This is a genomic window from Pseudomonas algeriensis, assembly GCF_048847255.1.
In the GTDB taxonomy this organism is placed as follows: Bacteria; Pseudomonadota; Gammaproteobacteria; order Pseudomonadales; family Pseudomonadaceae; genus Aquipseudomonas.
The window spans coordinates 179,926-203,045 of the sequence record NZ_JBKKRK010000001.1 but is presented as its reverse complement, the minus strand read 5'-3'; the positions used below and the strand labels follow the sequence as shown (position 1 = coordinate 203,045).

Below are 23,120 nucleotides of genomic sequence, written 5' to 3'. Positions count from 1 at the left end.
CCGTCATCGTTTCCTCTCCTTGAGTCCGACAAGCCTCGGCAAGCGTCTCAACCGCTCGCGAGCCGACCCGCTGCAATCCCAGGTCGACCATGCCCAGAAAATTCCTGTGGTTTGGCAACATATCGAACGCTAATGGCGCGACCTGTTTCTCGATCAACTGCGAGGTCTCTTCCGTGGCGCCGTGCAACAGCTTGAGGGTGACATGATAGCGTCCCTCGGCGAGGTTGGCCGGGAAGCGCACCGTGATCGCCGACCGCCGCCAGCCGTTTTCGGCCGGGCCCGGTGACAGCGCGAAGTTGCCGCCGCCAATCACCAGCAGCCTTGCCTCCTGCACAGTGAAACTGATGTTGGGTTGCGTGATCGATTCATGCAACACCACCTCGACGCGAATCTCGATGTCATCGCCATACAGGTAACTGGAGCAAGGTTGTTGGGTATTGGTGAAGCAGGCAGCGCTGATGTGCCCCTCTTCGGTCCCGAAGGCGATCCCCTCCTGGCCACCCATGAACGGCTTGCGCGTCACCTGTGTGGCACCGCCACTGGCCCAGCGCCGTTGCTCATCACGCATGTCGAGCAAGTGCAACTCGGCCATTTCATCGGGCGATCCGCTGGCGACGACCCGCCCGCCGCGCAGATAGATCACCCGGTGGCAGAAGCGCTTGACCATGCTCATGTCATGGGAGACGAACAGCAGCGTCGTGCCTTTGGCCGCCAGCTCTTCGAGCCGATTCAGGCATTTGAATTGAAAGGATGCATCGCCGACGGAAAGAGCCTCATCGACGATCAGGATCTCCGGCTCCACACAAACCGAAACGGCGAAAGCGAGCCTCACCAACATCCCGCTGGAGTAGATCTTGGTGGGCTGGTCGATAAAGTCGCCGATGTTGGCGAAGGCGATGATGTCTTCGAACCGAGCGTCGATCTCCGCGCGACTCAAGCCCAGCACCGCCGCATTCACATAGACGTTTTCGCGGCCGGTGAACTCTGGGTTGAAACCGGACCCCAGCTCAAGCAACGCCGCAATCCGGCCATGCCCGCGGACGCTTCCCCGGGTCGGCGTCAACGTTCCGCAGATCAGTTGCAACAGGGTGGATTTGCCACTGCCGTTACGGCCGATGATGCCGACGGTCTCCCCCTTGGCGATGGTCAGGGAAACATCGTCCAGGGCCCAGAACTCGCGGTAGAAACGCTTCCTGCCGCGCACCAGCATCTGCAACAGACGGTCCTTGGGCGCCTCGTAAATCTGATAACACTTGCTCAGGTTCTCGGCACTGATGGCCACTTCAAACGACATCGGCAAAACCCTTCCATGAATCACGACCCTATTGCGGCGCTACTGAATCCGTCCTTCGCTGGGTGCTACGAATGAGTTAAGCACAGATGGAATAAAAAACTTTGAATGAAGCCGATTTGGTCTAACCTTCATGAGACCCAACCCAAGGAGCAATTGATATTGTCTTGAGGACCAAGCACCCATGCAGTCGTTCAGTATTTCTCCTGCCGCCATGATCAAGAGCGTCTTGATCAATCGGATCCTCATCTACGTGTTGATCCGCCGGGAAGTGACCGGTCGTTACAAAGGTTCGATGCTGGGTATCCTTTGGTCGTTCTTCACGCCGGTTTTCATGCTCGTGGTCTATACCTTCGTGTTCAGTGTCGTCTTCAAGGCTCGGTGGTCCGGCGGCGGCGAATCCAAAAGTGAATTTGCCCTGGTGCTGTTCGCCGGCCTGCTGGTTTTCAACCTGTTCTCCGAATGCCTGACCCGCGCGCCGGGCCTGGTGCTGGCCAATACCAATTACGTCAAGAAGATCGTGTTCCCACTGGAAACCCTGCCCCTCGTATCGCTCGGCGCAGCGCTGTTCCACATGGCTATCAGCGTGCTGGCATGGCTGCTTTTTTATGTGCTTCTGTTCGGCCTTCCCCCGATAACCGCGCTGCTGCTGCCACTGGTGCTGTTGCCGCTGATATTGCTGACGCTGGGTATCTCCTGGTTTCTCGCCTCGATAAGCGTTTACCTGCGCGATATCGGTCAGTTCATCGGCATCGTCGTCACCGCGATGCTGTTCCTGTCGCCGATCTTCTACCCTCGCTCGACGCTTCCGCAAAACTACCAGGTCGCCTTGCAGGCAAACCCGCTGACGCTGCCGGTGGAGATGGTTCGCGACGTGTTGTTCTGGGGCAGGCCGCCGCAATGGGAACAATGGGCCACTTACTCGGCAGTCGCCGTGCTGATTGCCTGCGTCGGGTTTGCGTGGTTCCAGAGGACACGCAAAGGCTTCGCCGATGTCATTTGAGCGGGTTGGCGTGGCGCGCTGCCCAGCAACCGCTATGATGATTCGTGGCGCGACTGGAGACTGGGCGCGGCTGGTAATTGAAGTCGACGACGATCCTGAAACACTTGGGGTGCGTTGCCGTAATGACCAAAGGACTCGAAAAACGCATGGACCAGATCAACCGTCTTGTTGATTGCATTGACCAACTGTCTCGCTCAACACAATCCAGATCCATTGAAGCCCAGCAGTTGGTCAAGGAAATCGAGAACCGAGATCGGCTTATCAGACAACTGCGTCTTGGTTCACAAGCGCTTCGCACTCGCCTGGCGCTTCAGGAAGGCAAGACCGGGCGCTTGCGTGAGCAACTGCGAGTGGCCGAGCGGCGCCTCAAAGAAACCGAGGCACTGCTGCGGACAAAACACAGCGAGGCGGTCGCGCTTTCCGATTGGGCGGTGGACCTGCGCGCCCAGTTGGCGGCGAAACAGGCTGAGCTGTTCAAGCTTTCGGACTGGGGCAACGCCATCGAACGCGCCCCCCTGCGTTACTCCATACGCAAGCAGCTTTATCGGATATCCCGCCGGGTCTATGCCTGGTTGCCCCTCACCGCGCACCAGAAAAGCAAGCTGGCGCATCGGCTTCGAAGCTGGTTGAAACGCCCCAAGGCGACGCCGGGCGAGCCCGCGACAGCCACCAGCCTGATCCCGCTGCAATCGCTGCCACCGCCCGTAGACCTTGCCATACCGTCGAGCCACGGCCAGCCCACGATCCTGATGTTCGGGGTGATCGACTGGCACTTTCGCATCCAGCGTCCGCAAAACCTGGCCAAGGAGCTGGCCAGGGCCGGACAGACCACTTTTTATATTTCCAACAACTTCATCGACGATGATGCCCCGGGCTTCGAAGCTGAGCCCTTGGCAGGCTCCGACCGGCTGTTCCAGATCCGTTTCAAGGTGCGCGGCGCGCCGCCCATCTATCACGCCCCACCGTCCGCCGCCGCGATCCATCAGTTGTGCCAAGGCCTGGCGATGCTGCTGGAATCGGCGAATGTCGGCGCCGTGGATTGCATCGTCCAGCACGCCTACTGGTTCCCCATGGCGAGGCGTGTCCCCAACGCCACGCTGGTCTATGACTGCATGGACCACCACGAAGGCTTCGGCAATGTCGCCCAGGAATTGCTCGACCTTGAGATCGCCTTGATGCGCAGGGCGGACCTGTTGGTGGCGACCTCCGACTGGATCGAACAACACGGCAAACGGGAAAACCGCAACGTCAAGGTGATCCGCAACGCCTGCGAGTTCAGCTTCTTCAGGCAGCGTCCCGACAAGGTCTATCAGGACACCGCGAACAGGAAGATCATCGGCTATTACGGCGTCATTGCCGAATGGTTCGATCTGGACCTGGTCAAGCAAGTCGCCCGGACGTTTGCGCAACACTTGATCCTGTTGATCGGCAGCGACACCGTCCAGGCAAGGAAATACTTCAAATCCTGCCCGAACGTGGTCTTTGAAGGCGAAGTCCCCTATGCCTCCCTGCCCTACTACCTGCACGCCATGGACGTGTGCCTGCTTCCGTTCAAGGTCATGCCGCTGACCCTCGCCACCAACCCGGTCAAGGTCTATGAGTACCTGAGTGCGGGCAAACCGGTGGTGTCGGTAAAACTGCCGGAGTTGAGTCAGTTCGGCGAACTGGTCTGGACGGTTGAACAGCCAACGCAGTTCATCTCGGCCGTCCGCAACGTCCTGGATGCGCTGCCAGAGGCCGGCGCCACGCGACAGGCGCGCCAATCCTTCGCCCAGGGCCAGACCTGGCAGCATCGAGCCGCCAGCCTGCGCCAGGCCATCGCGACGTTGCCATTGCCCAAGGTCAGCGTCGTGGTGTTGACCTACAACAACCTCGAACTGACCAAGGCCTGCCTCGACAGCCTGCTGACCCAAAGCCAATACCCGAACCTTGAGATCATCGTCGTCGACAATCACTCCAGCGACCAGACCCCGAGCTACCTCACGGCCTGGGCCGACGGCCATCCTGACCGGATCGTCATGCTGAACTCCGAGAACAAGGGGTTCGCCGCCGGCAACAACCTGGGCCTCGCGGCGGCCACTGGCGATTATCTGGTCATCCTGAACAACGACACAGTCGTCACCGCCGGCTGGGTCAGGGGCTTGATCCGCCATCTGCGCGACAACAAGGAAATCGGCATCATCGGCCCGATCACCAACAACATCGGCAATGAAGCCAAGGTCGGCACCCACTATGAGCGAATAGAGGACATGCCCGCCGAAGCCGCGCAAATGACCCGCGCCCGCATGGGCGAGTGGTTCGAAATCAACACCCTGGCGTTTTTCTGCGTGATGCTTCCACGCTCGACCTACGAGCAGATAGGCGGTCTCTGCGAAGAATATGGCCTGGGGTTCTTCGAGGATGACGATTACTGCCGCCGCGTGCAGCGCCGTGGCATGCGTGCGGCCTGTGCCGAAGACGTCTTTGTCCACCATCACCTGTCCGCCTCGTTCAACGCCTTGGGTGCCAGTAAAAAACAGGCACTTTTCGAGAAGAACCGGGCGATCTACGAGAGCAAGTGGGGCACCTGGGTCCCCCACAGGTACCGAGATGCATAGCAGACGTTGGCTCGTAATTGCTTACTCAAGAAGTCAGAGGAATCTAGGGCGAGGGAGCTTGCTCCCGCTGGGCTGTGCGGCAGTCCCATTTCATGAGTGCTTCGCACTCAAGCGAGAGCAAGCTCCCTCGCCACGGATTTTGGGCAGCCCTGAATGAGTAACGTTGTCCCTTCAGCCGAGACGATATTTTGCCGAGATACAGCCTGAAATACGCAATGGTGTTGGTGGTTCTGTTGGCCAGTGCGGCGGTAGGCGCGTACGGTTTTTCGACGCTTGAGCTGGCGCCCATGAACAGCGCCACCCGGACGATATTGCTGTCGGTGGCAAGCCTGGCCGCCCTCACCGTCTTCACTCGCAAGTCACCGTTTATCCTCTGCCTGGGTTTGCTGGCGTGCTTGTCCGTCATTTGTGGGCAGGCAGGGCCGGTGATCGTCGTCGCGGTCTTCGGTTTGTCCGCTGCTGTGCTCGGCAGGTGGATGCTCAGCCGGCACCTTGCGACCGATTGGAGCGTCCACCTGCTGGTGGGAGCGGGTACGCTCGGGACGTTCACGGGCTTGGCGGCCTATTGGCCGATCAATTACCCCGGACTGTATGGCGCGCTGCTGTCATTGCCGCTTTTACTGGGGCACAAACATGCCATGTCGATAGGTCGCGAACTGCTGGGGCACATCCAGGCCGTCCGCACGGCACAAACCTCTATCCAAACGGCGCTCGACGTATTGATCTGCGGCTTCGCCTGCCTCTACGTCTTGGTGGCCTTCATGCCGGAGGTCGGTCACGACGCATTGGCCATGCACCTGTTCGTTCCATCACAACTGGCGCAGCGGCATCAATGGTCGTTCGACGCGAGCACCTATGTCTGGGCGGTGATGCCGATGCTGGCCGACTGGATCTACAGCATTGTCTATCTGCTCGCCGGCGAAACGGCGTCACGCTTGAGCAACAGTGCATTCACCCTATTGGTGACCTGGCAGATCCACAACATGACGCTCTGGGCCGGAGGCTCTGCCTCCAGTGCCCGCTGGGCAAGCCTGATTTTTCTCTCGACGCCTCTCGCCTTTGCCGAGAGCAGCAGCCTGCACATCGAGTCGGCATGGACCGCCTTCCTGCTGGCCGGGACCCTGGCGATCCTGAAGGTCTCAAGCTTCACACCCGAGCCTGGGGAGCGCTTGTCGCAATTGCTCCTGGCCGGCCTCCTGCTTGGCTTCGCCATGGCGGCCAAGGCCGTGACCCTGAGCGTCCTGCCGGTCCTGCTGGTGGTTCTCTTGTGGCAATACAAGGCCTGGGCGATCCAAGGCATCGTCAAAACGCTGCTGCTGGGCAGCGCTGGCCTGATACTGGCCGGTGCGACCCCTTACGTCTCGGCCGGGTATTTGACTGGCAATCCGGTGTTTCCGTTTTTCAATGCCATTTTCCATTCGCCGCTCTGGCCGAACATCAACTTCGAGCCGCCAGCCACTTTCGGCACTGGGATGACCTGGGACACCCTCTATCGAATGGTCTTCGACTCGCCCGAGTTCATTGAGGGGCGAGTCGGAGCGGCAGGCTTCCAGTGGCTGTTGCTGCCCACGGCGGCCCTCGCCGTGCTGTTGAGCGGCAGCCGCAAAGCCCTGTGCATTCTCCTGGTGGGTGCTGGCGCGATGTTCATGACGTTTCAATCGACGGCTTATCTGCGTTATGTGTTCCCCTCTTTCGCGCTGTTCTCGGTGATCCTCGCGCTGCCGTTTTCCCACGACAAGACCTTCCCACGCAGCCTCGCCATCGGGGCCGGTGTCTTGTTGATCCTGACCAATACCCGTTTCATCCAGGCCGCGACTTACTACGGCGAAATCAAACCCTCTGCATTGTTGAGCCAGGCAGGTCGAGAGAGGTATCTGCAGGAACGCTTGCCCATCCGGAAAATGGTCGACACCGTCAACGCCTTGAACACCAGCTATCAGCCCGTGGCGGTCTTTGCGGCTCCGTTGATGGCGGGCCTGCGCAGCGATGCCCTTTACGCGTCTTGGTACAACCTGAAGTGGAAAGGTGAGTTAGAGACAGCGACGTCTCCATCGGAACTTGCACGGCGCTTGCGCCAGCGCCAGGTCAACTGGTTGATCATCGACCCCAAGTCAGTTCCCCAGGCGCGACTCGATCTTCTGCGCAATGTGTCCACGTCATACGCCCGACTGGGTGACCTGGACCTGCGCAAACTCAACGTCTCGCACGTCGAGCACCTGCTCAACCCGGCGCTGTCCAGCCTCGAGGGATGGAACCTGACGTCGCCTTCGAGCTATGACCCGTCGCGCAAGATCCTCACGGTCGACGTGAAGACGCCGGCAACACAGCGGGTCGAAGTGACACCAGGGCTGACGTACATCAATGGCGTGTCTGCGCGCTGCGCAACGACAGCCACCACGGGAAGAATCCAGGCCAATTGGATGGATGCCAAAGGTGACTTCATTGCCGCCAGCATCGAGACGTTTGAATGCACCGAGCAATGGGAGACCCATGAGATGAATGTCGTTGCCCCCGCGAATGCCACGTCCGTGATCATTTATGCGTCCGGCCATACCGACACTCCCTTGGAGTTCAAGTCACTCTCATTCAGGCAATAACGGGCGATATCGATGAACTCAAAAACAGCGCTTTTCACGGACGAACAACGCGTCGCCGTCGTCATCCCCAGCTATCGGGTCACCGCGCACATCCTCGGCGTCATAGACGCCATAGGGCCGGAGGTGTGGCGCATCTATGTCATCGACGATGCCTGCCCGGACGATTCAGGCGCGCACGTGCTGGCGTCCTGTAACGACCCTCGGGTCAAGGTGCTGCCCCACCACGTCAACAAAGGCGTGGGCGGCGCGGTCATGACCGGCTACCGGGCGGCCCTCGCCGACGGTGCGAGCATCATCGTCAAAGTCGACGGCGACGGCCAGATGGACCCGGCCCTGATCCCGCTGTTCATCGAACCGATCCTCGCCGGTGAAGCCGACTACACCAAGGGCAACCGGTTTTTCAATCTGGAGGAAGTCCAATCGATGCCGCGGCTTCGCCTGTTTGGCAACGCCATATTGTCGCTGATGGCCAAACTATCGACGGGTTACTGGGATCTGTTCGACCCCACCAACGGTTACACGGCGATTCACCGCGACGTCGCCAGGCTGCTGCCCCTGGACAAGGTCAGCGAGCGCTATTTCTTCGAGACGGACATCCTGTTCCGCCTGAACACCGTGCGCGCCGTGGTGGTGGATATTCCAATGGAGGCCCGATACGGCGACGAAGTCAGCCACCTCAAGATCTCGAAAATCATTGGCGAGTTCCTGTTCAAACATCTGCGCAACTTCACCAAGCGCGTGCTCTATAACTACTACTTGCGCGACATGTCCCTGGCTTCGATCGAGTTGCCGATCGGGATCCTGATGTTCTTGTTCGGCATCCTCTTCGGCGGTTACCACTGGTTCGATTCGGCGCAGAACGGCGTTGCGACACCCGCCGGAACCGTGATGCTCAGCGCATTGCCCATGCTCATGGGGTTGCAATTGATCATGGCGTTCCTCGGTTACGACATCGCCTCGGTGCCTAGCAGGCCACGACATTCCAGGCGTAGTAAAGCCACACCACTGCGGGAAGAAAACTCATTAAAGCGCTAAGGGATTTTTTATCGGACCCGTCGCTCAAGGCACTGGATGTCGATGGCATCGAGCGCCTTGATCTTCACGGCAAAGTACTGGCGCGCAAGCGGATGCTGCGCGAAGTGTTCGTGGAGTTCCACCACGCGTTTCATCGCCTGGCAGCGCGCTACTTCAGAGTCGAGGGCCTTGAAGTGGAATTGGGCGCCGGCATCGCGCCCATGCGTGACTCATACCCCGAGGTACTGGCCACCGACGTTGTCTGCACCGAACAACTGGACATGGCACTCAATGCCGAGGCCATGAGCCTGGACGATCAATCGGTCAGGGCCTTTTACGGCCAAAACTGTTTTCACCATTTTCCTCATCCCGATCGGTTTTTCACCGAGTTGCAAAGGACCCTCAAGATTGGCGGCGGCGTCATTTTGATCGAGCCCTTCCACGGTCCCTTCGCCGCGTTTCTCTACAAGCGCCTGTTCAAGTCGGAAGGGTTCGACCGGCACTTCCCGTCCTGGGAAACGCCGTCGACCGGCCCCATGAACGGCGCCAACCAGGCCCTGAGCTACATCATCTTCGTACGCGACAGGCAAGCATTCGAGCGCAAGTACCCTGGCCTGGAAATCGTCCATCAGGAGATATGCGGCAATTACCTGCGATATTTGATTTCCGGCGGCCTGAACTTCCGCCAGTTATTGCCTGACGCACTGATCCCCGCGCTCAAAGTCATGGAGAAACTACTGCATCCGTTGCGACGGCTACTGGCGCTGCATCACATTGTGGTGCTCAGGAGATCGTCTTGACCTTTATCAAGTACGGCGCCATCCAACTCATCGCCTATGCCTTGGACATGGGCGCTTTCGTGCTGTTGGTCGCGCTATTCGAAGATCACCCCATCCTGGCCAACATCGCTGGCAAAGGCATCGCCGGCGTGTTCGCGTTTTTCTTGCATCGGCACTTCACGTTCCAGTCGTCCCATGGCAGCGCCAAGGCCCAAGCGGTGCGTTATTTCTCTTTGCTGGCGATCAATATCCCGGTCGCTTCGGCGCTGTTCAGCGTGGGGCTGTATTTCGTCGACAGCCCGGCCCCGGTGAAATTTGTCTGCGACGTGGTCTGCGTGGCCTTGACCTATTGGATCAGCAAACTGTTCGTTTTTCATTCCAATACGCGCACGCCCGCTGACCGAGCCGAGGGCATTTGAGGCATGAAACTGGTGATCACCGGCGCGACTGGCTACATCGGACAACGTTTGTCAGCCCTTGCGGCGGCAAGCGGGCACGAGGTCATTTGCGCCACCCGCCGGCCGTGCGCCGCCGCTCATGCCTGGCTTCCCTATGACCTGCGGGGCCTGGCCCCCGAATGCCCCGCCGGTACCCAGGCGCTGATCCACCTGGCTGCCGACACTGCCCACACCGACCCGGACGAAGAACTCAGAGCGGCCCAGGCGCTGATTCGTTGTGCCCGAAAAGGCTCGGCCAAGTTTGTTTTCATTTCCAGTCAAACCGCCGAGGCCGCGGCTCCCAGCGTTTATGGCCGGACGAAATGGCGCATTGAACAAGACGTGCTCGCCGCCGGCGGCACCGTGGTCCGCCCCGGCCAAGTCTATGGCGGGCCCGAACGTGGGCTCTTCGGCCTGTTGTGCGGGCTGGTTCGCCGAAGCCCGTTCATACCGGTCCTCCTGCCGGCGCCTCGGGTGCAACCCATTCATGTCGACGACCTCGCGGCCTCCATTCTGGCCGTTGTCGAGCGGGACGACATTCGTGCCGAAATCCTTAACCTGGGCGCCGCGCGACCGATTACCTTTGGCCACTTCCTGATGTCGATCGCGACGCACCGGGTCCGTGCCACGCGCCTGCCCATCCCCGTACCGGTGGCATTGCTCAGGCTGTTGCGCCGGTCACTGGGGCAATCCTTGAGTACGAAACTGGGCCTGACGCGAATTTTCTCCCTGGTCCAGCTGCCACCCATGGACAGCGAGCGCTCCCTGCAAGAAATAGGCATCCGGTTGCGTCCCCTTGCCCCTGGCATGCACCGCTCCGGCCATGGACAACGTCGGGGCCTTCTCCGGGAAGCCGGGGTGCTCTTGAGTTATCTGCTCAAACGGCCCCCGCCAACAAGCTTGGTCATTCGCTACGCCAGGGCACTGGAGCACGCTGGCAAAACCCGACCCGTCGTCCACTCCCGCTTGTTGATGCGCTGGCCGATTCTACTGGCCCTGCTGGACGACCCTGGCCCCCAGCAGTCATCCGATGGCCAGGAGCTGGCCTGGCGCCTGCAGGTGGCACTGGGTATCGCCGAAGCCAGCCCCCGGGGCGCGCAGGTGTTTCTCGGCGCCCAGCCACCGGGCCGACTGGTCGGGACGCTGGTTGCGCTGGGCGTGGCCGTGCTCAAGGCCCTGGCGTGGAAACTGGCGGCGCTGGCGTGCCGTCCCCTGGCCCGCCAACTGCTGCGTGAAAGTGAAGCCCACCGTGACGCCTGAATTCGATGTGATCATCGTCGGCAGCGGCCCGGCCGGGACTTCGGCTGCCTACCCGTTGGTCAAGGCGGGCCTGAAGGTCCTCATGGTCGATGCCCAGGCCGACATCGGCTCACCGGTACTACCGAGTCGCCCATTCCTCGACGCACGGGCACACGACGAGCATCAATGGAAATGGATGATCGGCGAAAACTTCCACGCCCTGAACCAACAGGAGGCTGTGTCGCCCAAGCTGAAGACACCGACCCACGCCCCTGTCTTCGATGGATTCAGCGCCGGCAACCGCATCGAGACCGACCACTTCATCGGCGTCGGCTCACTGGCAACGGGTGGCCTGTCCAATGCCTGGGGCTGCGGCGTGGCGACGCTTGGCGCCAGCGACTTTGCCGGGCTGCCCATCGATTATTCCGAGATGCAGGCGTCCTACGAAACGGTCGCGCGCCGGATCGGTATCAGTGGCCGAATCGACGATGACCTGTCGAACTACTTCGGCCTCGATGAGTGGTCGCAACCGCCCCTGCCGCTGGACGCTTTGCACCAGCGCTTGCTCGATCGATACGCGCGGCGCCGACCGGCGTTTCCTGAACTGGGGTTTCGCCTCGGCCGCTCCAGGGTCGCCGTGCTGAGCCAGCCCCTGGACGAGCGCAGGGCTTGCGACTTGTCTGGAAACTGTTTGTGGGGCTGTCACAACCAGGCCCTGTACAGCGCCTCGCAAGAGTTAGGAAAGCTCAAGCAGTACCCCGGCTTCCAGCATGTCCAGGGCTTTCTGGTGGACGACCTGCTGGGGCAGGACGGTTCATGGGTGATCAGTGATCGTCGTTCCGCCCGGCGTTTTTGCGCAACACGCCTGCTGCTGGCGGCCGGCACCCTGGCCTCGACCCGGCTCGCCCTCAAGCGCCTGAACCATTTGGCCCCGATACCATTGCTCTCATCGCCAACGGCGGCCTTTGTGCTATGGCTGCCCAGAATGCTCGGCACTCCAAGGGGGCCGACCTTTGGCCTGGGGCAGCTTTCGTTCGCCCTTGAGCTATCGGCCAATGCCACGGCCTTTGGCTCGACGTTCAGCACCACAGGCTTGCCGATGAGCGAGTTCGTCAGCCGGATACCCCTGGACAAACGCCACAGCATCGAACTGCTGAAGAACCTGCTCAGCGCCTGCCTGGTGGGGAACCTTTTCCTGCCGGGGCACTTGTCCCACAACACAGCGCGCTTGCGCCCCGATGGTTCGTTGAGCGTCACCGGCCAAATCCACCCCGAGCTGCCCCGGCTCATGAAGGCTGCCGAAGCAAAGCTGCGGCGGATCTACTGGAAAATGGGCGCGCTGTTGATGCCCATGAGCTTCACCCCCGGCGGGCCCGGGGCCGATATTCATTACGCGGGAACCCTGCCCATGCACTCGGTGCCCAAGATCGGACAGACCGATAACCTGGGCGAAGTCGCGGGCCTTGGCGGCGTGCATATTGTCGACGGGGCCTGCCTGCCCAGCCTGACGGAAAAATCCCACACGCTGACGCTCATGGCCAACGCGGACCGGATAGCCCGCTCACTTGCCACAACGATAGGAAATCAGAAGGCATGACTCGTAAGGTACTTTGCATCGTCGGTACGCGCCCGGAAGCGATCAAGATGGCTCCCGTGATCAAGGCGCTGCAAGCCGAAAGGAATATCGTTTGCCGGGTGCTCGCCACCGCCCAGCACCGAGCCCTGTTGGACCAGGTACTGGAGGGCTTCGCAATCACAGCCGACCTGGACCTGGACATCATGCGGCCCGATCAGTCATTGGCGACATTGACTTCACGCTTGCTGCTTGAGCTCGACGGCGTGCTGCAGTCGGAAAAGCCGGATGTCGTGCTGGCGCAAGGCGACACGACCACGGTCATGTCCGCCGCACTGGCGTGCTTCTACTTGCGCATTCCCTTTGGCCATGTCGAAGCGGGCCTGCGGACCGGGGACATCTTCAATCCGTTCCCCGAAGAAGCCAACCGGGTGATCGCCGGCAAACTGACCCGCTGGCATTTCGCGCCAACCCAGCGCGCCGTCGACAACCTGCTATGCGAAGGCGTCGACGCCAGCGCCGTCACCCTGACGGGCAACACCGTGATCGATGCCTTGCTGATGACCGCGGCACAGGACTGCGACTTGGACGTCCCAGTGGACCCCGGCAAACGCCTGGTACTGGTCACCTCCCATCGCCGGGAGAACTTCGGCGAGCCGTTCCAGGATATCTGCCAGGCCCTCAAGCGCCTGGCCGAACGCAATCCAGGCATTCAAATACTCTATCCCGTCCACCCCAATCCAAACGTCAAGGATGTCGCGTACCGCCTGCTCGGCCAGACCCCGAACATCCTCCTCTGCGCACCTTTGGACTACGCGCCGTTCATCGCGGCGATGAAGCGCTCGTACTTGATCATCAGTGATTCGGGGGGCGTGCAGGAAGAAGCCCCGGCCCTGGGCAAGCCGGTGCTGGTGCTGCGAGAGGAAACCGAGCGCCCGGAGGCGGTCGACCTCGGCGTGGTCAAGCTGGTGGGCGCCAACCGGACCACCATCGTCGAACAGGCACAGCGCCTGCTCGATGATCCCCAGGCCTATCAGAGCATGGCACGCGGGGTTTCTCCCTATGGCGACGGCAAGGCCGCAGCCCGCATCGTCGAAGTCTTGAGGCAGCACTTGCAGTCATGCGGATGATCTACCTGTCGCCGGTGCCATGGGCCAGCTTCAGCCAGCGCCCCCATCACTTCGTCGACTGGTATCACCACCGGACCGGGGCAACGGTGCTTTGGATCGATCCGTATCCGACGCGCTTGCCAACACTCGATGATTTCAGGCGCAAGCCACCTGTTGCCAACCCGCAAAACACCAACGCCCCTGCCTGGTTGCGGGTCTGCAAACCCCACAGTCTTCCCATCGAACCCCTTCCCGGCTCGGCGCTGGTGCTCAAGCGGCTGTGGCGCAACCTGTTCAGGGAGGTCATGGCATTTTCCGCAGAAAAGCCCTGCGTGGTGTGTATTGCAAAGCCTTCGGAACTGGCCTTGCAACTGTTGGCGCGCATACCCGCAAGCCGTGCCGTCTACGATGCCATGGACGATTTTCCGGCCTTCTACCAGGGCCTGTCACGCAGGTCGATGGCACGTCGCCAGACGCAGCTCATCCAACGGGTGGATAAAGTGCTGGCATCGTCCAGCCCCCTTCGCGACAAGCTCCTGGGCATGACCGACAAGATAGAACTGGCCCTCAACGCCTGCGATATGCAGCGCCTGGCACCGGTCGAAAGCCTCGACCTGGGCCCCAAACAACAAGTGATCGGCTACGTCGGCACGCTGGGTCGTTGGTTCGATTGGGACCTGGTCATCGCGCTGGCCCAGGCCAACCCTGGAAACCGGATCAAACTGATCGGCCCCCTGTTCACTCCACCGCGTCGCGTCTTGCCCGCCAACATCGAACTACTCCCCGAGTGTTCCCATGCCGGTGCGATCGCCGCCATGGCCACGTTTTCGGTGGGTTTGATCCCGTTCAAGCTCAACCGCCTGACCGCTTCGGTCGACCCGATCAAATACTACGAGTACCGCGCCCTCGGCCTGCCCGTCCTCACCACCCGCTTCGGTGAAATGGCCTTGCGAGACAAGGAACCGGGGGTCTGGATCTTGGATGAAGACACGGACCTGCAAAAAGCCGCCACTGAAGCGCTTGCCAGTCGAAGCGACCGATCAGCCATTCAACAGTTTCGTGAGGCGCATCGTTGGGCGGGTCGTTTTTCTTCGATAAACCTCACCGGTTGCGCATTGGAAACGCCGCAAGCACCCTAAATGATCCGACTGTTACTGCCCTAAAGCCGTCGACCGCCACCGCCAAGGGGCAGTCTCCCTGACCCGTTAATACGCGAAGCCCTGCCCTAGCTCACTTTCCATCCACTCCAGGAAACGCCGGACGCGGGGGAAGCTCGAGTGGGCTTTCGGGAATACCAGGTGGTGGGCAGCCACAGGCGCGCTGAGCGCCTCGGGCGCCACCTCGACCAGGCTGCCGGTCGCCAGATATTTTTGCGCCAGCAATGTGCTTTCCAAGGCGAAGCCCAATCCATGACTGGCGGCCTCCAGAGACATGTACGACCGATCGAAACTCAAGGCGTAAGGCTTCTCCGGGCGCGCCAGGCCATGTTGCGCAAACCATTGCGGCCATTTGAGCAAAGTGGCTTCGGACAGCACCAGGTCGCAATTCAATAAATCGGACGCGCTGCGGATCGGACATTGTGCGAGCAGTTTCGGCGAAGCCAATACCGCAAAGGTTTCGTTCTGGACGGTGCGCACTTCATAACTGGGCCAGTTTGCAGTGCCGTGGCGGATGTCCACGTCAATCTTGTCCCGACTGAAATGCAGCGATTCGTAAGAGCACGAAAGATTGATCTGGATGTCAGGGTTGCAGGCGCGGAACGCTTCCAGCCTCGGCATCAACCACAACAACCCGAAGCTGGGCGCCGAGTGCAGACGCAAACAGTCCAGGCTCACGTCGCTGGCCGCGCGCTCGGTGGCGACGGCCAGGCTATGGAGGATCCCTGAAACCTCCTTCAGGTATTGCTCTCCCACGGGCGTGAGCGTTACGCCTCGCGCGGCACGCACAAACAACTGCCGGCCAATCATCGCTTCAAGTTTCGCCAATTGATGGCTGACCGCGGAGGGCGTCAGGTCCAGCACTTCCGCTGCCCTGGCGACGTTGCTGAACCGGGCCGCCTGCTCAAAAGCCTGAATGGCTTTCAGCGGTGGGAGAATCAAGGGTGCATCGGCGTCGGTACGCATGGCAGATCACTCGACAATAGCTCTAATGATTGTTGAGCTTCGCCGTGAAACCTTCCAACCGCAAGCAAACGAGCGCTGAATTTTTTTCAGCACTGAATGACTTTTAGGCCATTGCTCAGCCAGGGGACCAAGACGAAGCTAAGTCATCGGTTTTTCCGAATCGACCCAATAAAAACAAATACGAGGTATCTCCCCATGCTTCTCCAAGGCAAAGTCGCGATCATTACTGGCGCCGCATCCGCCCGTGGCATTGGCCGCGCCACCGCTACGACGTTCGCGCAGCACGGCGCCCGCGTCGTGATTCTGGACCTGGACGAATCCGCCGCACGCGATGCCGCCAACGCCCTGGGCGAAGGCCATCTCGGCCTTGCGGCCAACGTCGCCGATGAAGCGCAGGTCCAACGGGCCGTCTCACGGGCCATCGAACATTTCGGCCGCATCGACATTCTCGTCAACAACGCTGGCATCACCCAACCCCTCAAAACCCTCGACATTCGCGGGTCGGACTACGACAAGGTATTGGACGTCAGCCTGCGCGGCACCCTGCTCATGTCGCAAGCCGTGATCCCACTGATGCGCGAGCAGCAAGGCGGCAGCATCGTCTGCATGTCTTCGGTGTCTGCCCAACGTGGTGGCGGCATCTTTGGTGGGCCGCACTACAGCGCCGCAAAGGCCGGTGTGCTGGGCCTGGCCAAGGCAATGGCCCGCGAATTGGGTCCGGACAAGGTGCGGGTCAATTCCATCGCCCCGGGCCTGATCCACACCGACATCACCGGCGGCCTCATGCAGGATGAGCGTCGCCACGCCATCATCGACGGCATTCCGTTGGGTCGCCTGGGCGAGGCCCAGGACGTCGCGAACGCGGCCCTGTTCCTGGCCAGCGATTTATCCTCGTACCTGACTGGCATCACCTTGGATGTGAACGGCGGAATGCTGATTCACTGATGTATCTGGGCGGGCCAGTGCGGCCCGTGCGGTTCTGGATCGAAGACCCCTGCCGGGCTGTTTGCCTGGCGGTCAATAAAAACAAGAGATCAGGCCATCATGACTACTTTGTCGCTCGAAGCGGTTTCGACCGTGCGCTCCAATGCCTACCGGAAAACGGCCTGGCGGCTGATGCCCTTCCTGATGCTGTGCTATTTGTGCGCCTATCTGGATCGGGTCAACGTCGGCTTTGCCAAGCTGCAGATGATGAACGACCTGGCGCTCAGCGAAACCGTCTACGGACTGGGCGCGGGGATGTTTTTCATCGGCTATTTCCTCTGCGAAGTACCCAGCAACGTCATCCTGCACAAGGTCGGCGCTCGCGTCTGGATCGCGCGAATCATGATCACCTGGGGCATCATTTCCGCGCTGTTCGCCTTCGTTGAGACCGCTTGGCAGTTCTATGCCTTGCGCTTTCTGCTCGGGGTCGCCGAAGCAGGGCTGGCACCGGGTTTGCTGCTGTACCTCACCTACTGGTTCCCGTCCTACCGCCGTGCGCGCATGACCGTGCTCTGGTTTATCGCCATCCCGTTGTCGGGCATGGTGGGCGGCCCGCTGTCGGGCTGGATCATGAACCATTTCGCCGGCGTGCACGGCTGGGCCGGTTGGCAGTGGATGTTCGTGCTCGAGGCCATTCCCACCGTTGTTGTCGGGTTGCTGGTGCTGAGTTACCTCAAGGATGGCGTGCATCAGGCCCATTGGCTGGACGACGAAGAGAAAGCGCTGGTCAGCCGTGAGCTGGCCGAGGACAACCAGCAGAAGGTCACCCATGCCTCGGTGGGCGAGTTCGTCCGGGACCGCCGCCTGTGGCTGTTGGCCGGTATTTACTTCTGCGTGGTCATGGGCCAATACGCCATTACTTTCTGGCTGCCGACGCTGGTGCGCAACGCCGGGGTTTCCAATCCGCTGCACATTGGTTTCCTGACCAGCCTGCCCTACCTTTGCGCGATTGCGGCCATGTTGTTGATCGGCCGCAGCGGCGACAAACACCGCGAGCGGCGCTGGCACCTGATTGCACCAATGATTGCCGGTGCCATCGGCCTGACGCTCGCCGCGCTGCTGGGAGGCAACATCTTGTTGTCCATCCTGAGCCTGTGCCTGGCGGCGTCCGGCATCCTGTCCGCCTCCTCGATGTTCTGGATGCTGCCCACGACCCTGCTCGGCGGGGTGTCCGCCGCCGCAGGCATCGCGGCGGTCAACAGCTTCGCCAACCTCGCCGGCTTCTGCTCGCCCTACCTGATTGGTTGGATCACCACGCAAACCGGCTCCAGCGCCATCGGCATGTACCTGATCACCGGCGTACTGCTGGGCGGCGCCTCGTTGGTGCTGCGCATTCCTGCCGCCCTGGTCAATCGTTAAGTCACCGGAGTTCCACCATGACTCGCTCGCTTTCACCTGCTTCACCCCTGTCCCTGGCCGACCGCGCCCACAACATCCGTCATCACGCGCTGCGCATGGGGCAGGTGCAAGGCCAAGGCTACGTCGGCCAGGCCCTGGGCGCCGCCGACCTGCTGGCGGTCGCGTACTTCCACGCCATGAGCTATCGACCCCATGACCCTGAATGGGAGCAACGTGACCGCTTCTATCTCTCTATCGGCCACTACGCGATTGCGTTGTACGCGGCATTGATCGAGGCCCAGATCGTTCCGCTCGATGAGTTGGAAACCTACGGCGCGGACGACAGCCGGCTGCCCATGTCGGGCATGGCGGCGTACACGCCGGGCATGGAAATAACCGGAGGCTCCCTCGGCCAAGGGCTGGGCATCGCGGTAGGCGCCTGCCTGGGCCTCAAGCGCAAAGGCTCGTCGGCTTTCGTCTACAACCTGCTATCGGACGGTGAATTGAACGAAGGTTCAACCTGGGAAGCGGTGATGTCCGCTTCGCACTGGAAGCTCGACAACCTGATTGCAATCGTCGACGTCAACAACCAGCAGGCCGATGGATACTCCAGCGAGATCCTCTCGTTCGAGCCGATCGTTGACCGCTGGCAAGCGTTTGGCTGGTTCACCCAGCGCGTCGACGGCAACGACCTGGACGCCTTGGTGACGGCCTTCGATGCCGCGCGCAACCACTCCTCCAGCGTGCCTCGGGTGATCATCTGCGATACACGCATGGGCAAGGGTGTGCCGTTCCTGGAGAACCGCGAAAAGACCCATTTCATCCGCGTCGAAGAACACGAGTGGGACCTGGCGCTGAACAACCTCGAAGAAGGAAGACACTCATGAGCAACGCCGTCAATACATCGAACGCGAAAATCGAGCCGGGCAAAAAACGCCTGACCACTTCGGCGATGATTGCCTCGATCGCGGCCGAGGGCCAAGCGACGAAACCTGCGCCATTCGGCCATGCACTGGCCGCATTGGCGGACCAGCGCCAGGACATCGTCGGGCTGTCCGCCGACCTGTCCAAATACACCGACCTGCACATCTTCGCCAAGGCCCATCCGGACCGTTTCTACCAGATGGGCATGGCTGAGCAATTGCTGATGAGCGCTGCGGCGGGTATGGCCCGGGAAGGTTTCGTGCCGTTTGCCACGACCTATGCGGTGTTCGCTTCCCGTCGGGCCTACGATTTCATCTGCATGGCAATTGCCGAGGAAAACCTCAACGTCAAGATCGTCTGTGGCTTGCCGGGTCTTACCACCGGTTATGGTCCGAGCCACCAGGCCACCGACGACCTGGCGATATTTCGCGCCATGCCCAACCTGATGATTGTCGATCCCTGTGACGCGCTGGAAATCGAACAGGCCGTGCCCGCCATCGCCGCCCACCAAGGCCCGGTCTACATGCGTTTGTTGCGCGGTAACGTACCCTTGGTGCTGGACGAATACGGCTACACGTTCGAGATCGGCAAGGCCAAGACTCTGCGTACCGGCAACGACGTGCTGATCATTTCCACTGGGTTGATGACAATGCGTGCGTTGGAAGCAGCCAAGCAACTGCAGGCAGACGGCGTCGATGTCGCGGTATTGCACATGCCGACCATCAAGCCGCTGGATGAACATACCCTGCTTGCCGAGGCCAGAAAGCCGGGACGATTGGTGGTGACCGCAGAAAACAGCTCCATCATCGGCGGGCTGGGCGAAGCGGTTGCCGGGGTCCTGCTGCGCAACGGGGTGACGCCGACGTTCAGACAAATTGCATTGCCAGACGCCTTCCTCGACGCAGGCGCGCTGCCGACACTGCATGATCGCTACGGCATTTCCACCCAGGCCGTTTGCGCGCAAATCAAAGCCTGGCTTTAACAGCAAACCGCCGGGTATCGGCGACGGGTACCCGGCGGCTCCAAGCAAAGGGGAGCGAAACCTGATGTCTGATGAATGGCTCGATCCCATATTCCACGGTCTTGTGGCCTCGGGTGCGGAACAATGGTCGGTGGGCACGCTACCGGCCATCCGCGCCCGAGTGCATTCGACCTTCAAACCCGAGCACCGCGCGCGATGCGAAGTGCGGTGGATTCCAGGCACCGATGACGAACGCCTGCGCCTGTGCGTCTACCGGCCGGAAGGCCTCGAGCCTGATGCGAACCTGCCGGCGATCCTGTCTATCCATGGCGGTGGCTTCGTACTCGGAAGCCTCGAAATGGCCGATGACTTTCTGGCCGACCTGGCCGACGAGTCAGGTGCGTACATCGTTGCAGTGGATTATCGACTGGCGCCCGAATATCCCTTTCCAGCGCCCCTTGACGACTGTTACAGCGCCCTCGCCTGGCTGTTCGAAAACAGCCAGGACCTGGGCCTGGATCCCCGGCGCATTGCGGTCATGGGTCATAGCGCCGGTGGCGGGCTGGCCGCCGCATTGGCCATCATGGCTCGCGACAAAGCGCGGTATCCGATCGTCGGCCAAATGCTCGTCTATCCCATGCTCGATCACCGCACAGGCTCGACGCAATCACCCTACCCGAGCCGCGACACCGACACATTCAGTTGGCTGCCGGAGCCCAATCAGTTCTGCTGGCAGTGCCTTCGCGGGGGCGCCCCCCTGGACGACGATCGTGTGGGTCTGTTCTCACCGGCGCTGCAACCAGACCTGCGTAACCTGCCACCGACGTTCATTTCGGTCGGTTCTCAAGATTTGTTCCTCGAGGAGGACGTCGATTTTGCAATGAGGCTGATTCGCGCAGGCGTTGCCACCGAACTTCATGTCTATCCTGGCGCACCCCATATGTTCGACCAGGTGCCAGGGCGCATCGCGGATCAAGCGTCCCGCGACATCGTCCGGGCGTTGGGCGTTTTTCTGAGGAGGGGGTGAAATCGGATCCGGACCTTCAATCCAACGATGAAAACTCCCGCGCCAGCGTCTATGGTAGATACTTGCAATGGCGGCCATCGTCCAATAACAAGATCGCCGTGAAGCCCCTTCGCGGATTCACGCCTGATGGAGCATTTCATGACCCTGCATAGCGCGCAGCCTATCCCGAGCGAACTGGCAGCCTTCGTCAACGACCATTTTTCCGGACGCGGCCTGAAGCCCGATGGCGTCATCGCCCAGTCCTGGTACCGCAGCGTCGTGGAGCACCGGCTCGACCCTGGCGCGGCGAGCCGCAAGAACATCCTCAGCGCCGAGGACATCCGCCGTCATCAGGAACAGCACCAGCAGTATCTTTCCATCGCCAGCCAAGGCGTCAGCGGTCTGGCCCGGCGCGTGGTGCCCGCCGGTTTTGCCGTGCTGCTGAGCGACGAGCGCGGCATTACCCTGGATTCCCGACTGCCCGACCAGCACGACATCTATACGCAGTCCGGGCTGGTGGTGGGTGCGCAGTGGGAGGAATCGGTGGTGGGGACCAATGGCATCGGCACCACGCTAGCAGCCGCGCAGCCGTTGATCATTCATCGGGAGGAGCATTTCCTGGCGTCCAATTTCAGCCTGAGTTGTTCGGTGGCGCCCATTTTCGATGCCCAAGGCCTGTTGCGCGGTTGCCTCAATGCGACCTGCATGAACAGCGCAGGCCCCCGGGAGAGCCAATACCTGACGCTGCAACTGGTGATCATGTATGCGCGTCTGATCGAGAACGCACATTTTCGCCAGAGCTACCGCGACCGCTTGACCTTGTCCCTCAAGCCCCTGGATGAAATCGCCGACCTGGCCAACGAGCAATTGCTGGCGCTCGATGAAAACGGCCGCGTCATCGGGGCCAACCGTGCGGCATTTGTCGCCCTGGAGCTGGCTCAGGGGCCGCAGTTGCTGGGCACACCCATCGATCGCCTGCTTCCCACCACAATGGACGAATTGCTGAAGCTCACCAATGGCGGCGCCCAGGGCGTGCGTTTGCGTGGTCTTCGCGATGAAGCGCTGCTGGAGGTCGGCCTGCGGATTCCATCCCAACAGCACCGCCCGCGCCCCATCGCCCGCCCTGCCCTTGACGCTCACCCGGAGCTGCAACAACTTGCCGGCCTCGACCCTCAACTGCAACAGAGCGTGCGGCGGGTGCGCAAGGTGATCGACAAAGGCATCCCTATTTTGATTACCGGCGAAACCGGCACCGGCAAGGAAGCTTTCGCCCGAGCCATCCACCAGGCCAGCCATCGTCGCGCAGGACCTTTCGTTGCGCTCAATTGCGCGGCGATCCCGGAGACGCTGATCGAAAGCGAACTGTTCGGCTATCGCGCCGGCAGTTTTACCGGCGCCAACCGAAAAGGCATGAAGGGCAAGTTGGAGCTGGCGAACGGCGGCACGCTGTTTCTCGATGAGATTGGCGACATGCCCGCCCATTTGCAAACCCGCTTGCTGAGGGTACTGGCGGAGCGGGAAATCGCGCCGCTGGGGGCTGAAGTGCCGGTGACGCTGGACGTCCAGGTCATCTCGGCGACTCACCAGGACCTACCTACGATGATCGGCGAGAAGCGCTTTCGCGAAGATCTGTTCTATCGCCTCGCCGGCATGAACCTGGCGCTGCCCGCCTTGCGCGAACGCAGTGATCGCGCCGCGCTGATCGATCAATTGCTCGCGGCTCAGGACCAAACTCGCGAGCTACGGCTGAACGCGGACGCCCGCCAATGCCTGCTCGACTATCAGTGGCCTGGCAATATCCGCCAACTACTCAACGCCCTGCGTTACGCGGTAGCCCTGGCCGAAGACGGGGTCATCGACTTGGACTGCTTGCCCAGCGAAGTGCTGGCGCCACGGCGGCTGTCATTGCTCGACAACACCACACCGTTGTCCGGCAACCTGGGCGAACAGCTGGGCGACGAAGAGGCCCGCCGCTTGCTGGCGACCTTGCGTCAGCATCGTTGGAACATCAGCGCCGCCGCTACCGAACTGGGCATCTCTCGCTCCACGCTGTACCGCAAGATGAAAAAGCACGGCGTCGTCGCGCCCAACGACCAGTTCTGATACGCCCATGAAAATGCCGGCGCCCTTGCGGGTGCCGGCATT

17 protein-coding genes and 1 pseudogene are annotated in these 23,120 nt (G+C 61.1%); 16 read left to right on the top strand and 2 right to left on the bottom strand.

Features of this window, described 5'->3' with window-relative positions:
* Nucleotides 1–37: 37 nt before the first annotated feature.
* Nucleotides 38–1,294: pseudogene (locus tag ACLK1G_RS00875) on the bottom strand (ABC transporter ATP-binding protein); the annotation flags it as partial.
* A 181-nt stretch (nucleotides 1,295–1,475) separates the two neighbouring features.
* On the opposite strand from ACLK1G_RS00875, the gene ACLK1G_RS00870 reads away from it, so the two are divergent.
* The 10 genes from ACLK1G_RS00870 (at nucleotide 1,476) to ACLK1G_RS00825 (ending at nucleotide 14,778) form a co-directional block, all read left to right on the top strand.
* Nucleotides 1,476–2,294, top strand: coding sequence for an ABC transporter permease (locus ACLK1G_RS00870; RefSeq protein ID WP_420763665.1), 819 nt, complete (start codon nucleotides 1,476–1,478; stop codon nucleotides 2,292–2,294).
* Nucleotides 2,295–2,416: 122 nt separating this feature from the next.
* Nucleotides 2,417–4,891: a glycosyltransferase gene (locus ACLK1G_RS00865; RefSeq protein WP_420763664.1), complete on the top strand. Its 2,475-nt coding sequence runs from the start codon at nucleotides 2,417–2,419 to the stop codon at nucleotides 4,889–4,891.
* A 287-nt stretch (nucleotides 4,892–5,178) separates the two neighbouring features.
* Nucleotides 5,179–7,488: a phospholipid carrier-dependent glycosyltransferase gene (locus ACLK1G_RS00860; RefSeq protein WP_420763663.1), complete on the top strand. Its 2,310-nt coding sequence runs from the start codon at nucleotides 5,179–5,181 to the stop codon at nucleotides 7,486–7,488.
* A gap of 12 nt (nucleotides 7,489–7,500) precedes the next feature.
* Entirely contained in the window at nucleotides 7,501–8,523 is a 1,023-nt protein-coding gene (locus tag ACLK1G_RS00855) for a glycosyltransferase family 2 protein (RefSeq protein ID WP_420763662.1), read from the top strand.
* A gap of 92 nt (nucleotides 8,524–8,615) precedes the next feature.
* Nucleotides 8,616–9,302, top strand: a complete 687-nt coding sequence (locus ACLK1G_RS00850) for a class I SAM-dependent methyltransferase (protein ID WP_420763661.1) — start codon at nucleotides 8,616–8,618, stop codon at nucleotides 9,300–9,302.
* The gene (locus ACLK1G_RS00845; protein ID WP_420763660.1) at nucleotides 9,299–9,700 is read left to right on the top strand and encodes a GtrA family protein; all 402 of its coding nucleotides are present in this window, start codon (nucleotides 9,299–9,301) and stop codon (nucleotides 9,698–9,700) included. The genes ACLK1G_RS00850 and ACLK1G_RS00845 overlap by 4 nt, the downstream gene beginning before the upstream one ends.
* A gap of 3 nt (nucleotides 9,701–9,703) precedes the next feature.
* Nucleotides 9,704–10,978 carry an NAD-dependent epimerase/dehydratase family protein gene (locus tag ACLK1G_RS00840; protein WP_420763659.1) on the top strand — a complete coding sequence of 425 codons (1,275 nt, stop codon included), beginning with the start codon at nucleotides 9,704–9,706 and terminating at the stop codon, nucleotides 10,976–10,978.
* Nucleotides 10,968–12,554, top strand: a complete 1,587-nt coding sequence (locus ACLK1G_RS00835) for an FAD-dependent oxidoreductase (protein ID WP_420763658.1) — start codon at nucleotides 10,968–10,970, stop codon at nucleotides 12,552–12,554. Before ACLK1G_RS00840 ends, ACLK1G_RS00835 begins: the two co-directional genes overlap by 11 nt.
* Nucleotides 12,551–13,660, top strand: a complete 1,110-nt coding sequence (wecB, locus tag ACLK1G_RS00830; protein ID WP_420763657.1) for a non-hydrolyzing UDP-N-acetylglucosamine 2-epimerase — start codon at nucleotides 12,551–12,553, stop codon at nucleotides 13,658–13,660. Before ACLK1G_RS00835 ends, wecB begins: the two co-directional genes overlap by 4 nt.
* Nucleotides 13,651–14,778: a glycosyltransferase family protein gene (locus tag ACLK1G_RS00825; RefSeq protein ID WP_420763656.1), complete on the top strand. Its 1,128-nt coding sequence runs from the start codon at nucleotides 13,651–13,653 to the stop codon at nucleotides 14,776–14,778. The genes wecB and ACLK1G_RS00825 overlap by 10 nt, the downstream gene beginning before the upstream one ends.
* A gap of 66 nt (nucleotides 14,779–14,844) precedes the next feature.
* On the opposite strand, the gene ACLK1G_RS00820 is transcribed toward ACLK1G_RS00825, so the two are convergent.
* On the bottom strand, nucleotides 14,845–15,762 hold the full coding sequence (locus tag ACLK1G_RS00820; RefSeq protein ID WP_420763655.1) for a LysR substrate-binding domain-containing protein: 918 nt from the start codon (nucleotides 15,760–15,762) through the stop codon (nucleotides 14,845–14,847).
* 195 nt (nucleotides 15,763–15,957) lie between these two features.
* Between ACLK1G_RS00820 and ACLK1G_RS00815 the strand changes: the two genes are divergently transcribed.
* From ACLK1G_RS00815 to ACLK1G_RS00790, 6 genes are all read left to right on the top strand, one after another.
* Entirely contained in the window at nucleotides 15,958–16,707 is a 750-nt protein-coding gene (locus tag ACLK1G_RS00815; protein ID WP_420763654.1) for an SDR family NAD(P)-dependent oxidoreductase, read from the top strand.
* Nucleotides 16,708–16,806: 99 nt separating this feature from the next.
* Nucleotides 16,807–18,105, top strand: coding sequence for an MFS transporter (locus ACLK1G_RS00810; protein WP_420763653.1), 1,299 nt, complete (start codon nucleotides 16,807–16,809; stop codon nucleotides 18,103–18,105).
* 17 nt (nucleotides 18,106–18,122) lie between these two features.
* Nucleotides 18,123–18,971, top strand: coding sequence for a transketolase (locus tag ACLK1G_RS00805; protein WP_420763652.1), 849 nt, complete (start codon nucleotides 18,123–18,125; stop codon nucleotides 18,969–18,971).
* Nucleotides 18,968–19,990 (top strand): transketolase family protein, encoded by a 1,023-nt coding sequence (locus tag ACLK1G_RS00800; protein ID WP_420763651.1) that lies wholly within the window; start codon nucleotides 18,968–18,970, stop codon nucleotides 19,988–19,990. The genes ACLK1G_RS00805 and ACLK1G_RS00800 overlap by 4 nt, the downstream gene beginning before the upstream one ends.
* 64 nt (nucleotides 19,991–20,054) lie before the next feature.
* Nucleotides 20,055–20,996, top strand: coding sequence for an alpha/beta hydrolase (locus tag ACLK1G_RS00795; RefSeq protein WP_420763650.1), 942 nt, complete (start codon nucleotides 20,055–20,057; stop codon nucleotides 20,994–20,996).
* Between the two features lie 138 nt (nucleotides 20,997–21,134).
* On the top strand, nucleotides 21,135–23,078 hold the full coding sequence (locus ACLK1G_RS00790) for a sigma-54-dependent Fis family transcriptional regulator (protein WP_420763649.1): 1,944 nt from the start codon (nucleotides 21,135–21,137) through the stop codon (nucleotides 23,076–23,078).
* Nucleotides 23,079–23,120: the final 42 nt, after the last annotated feature.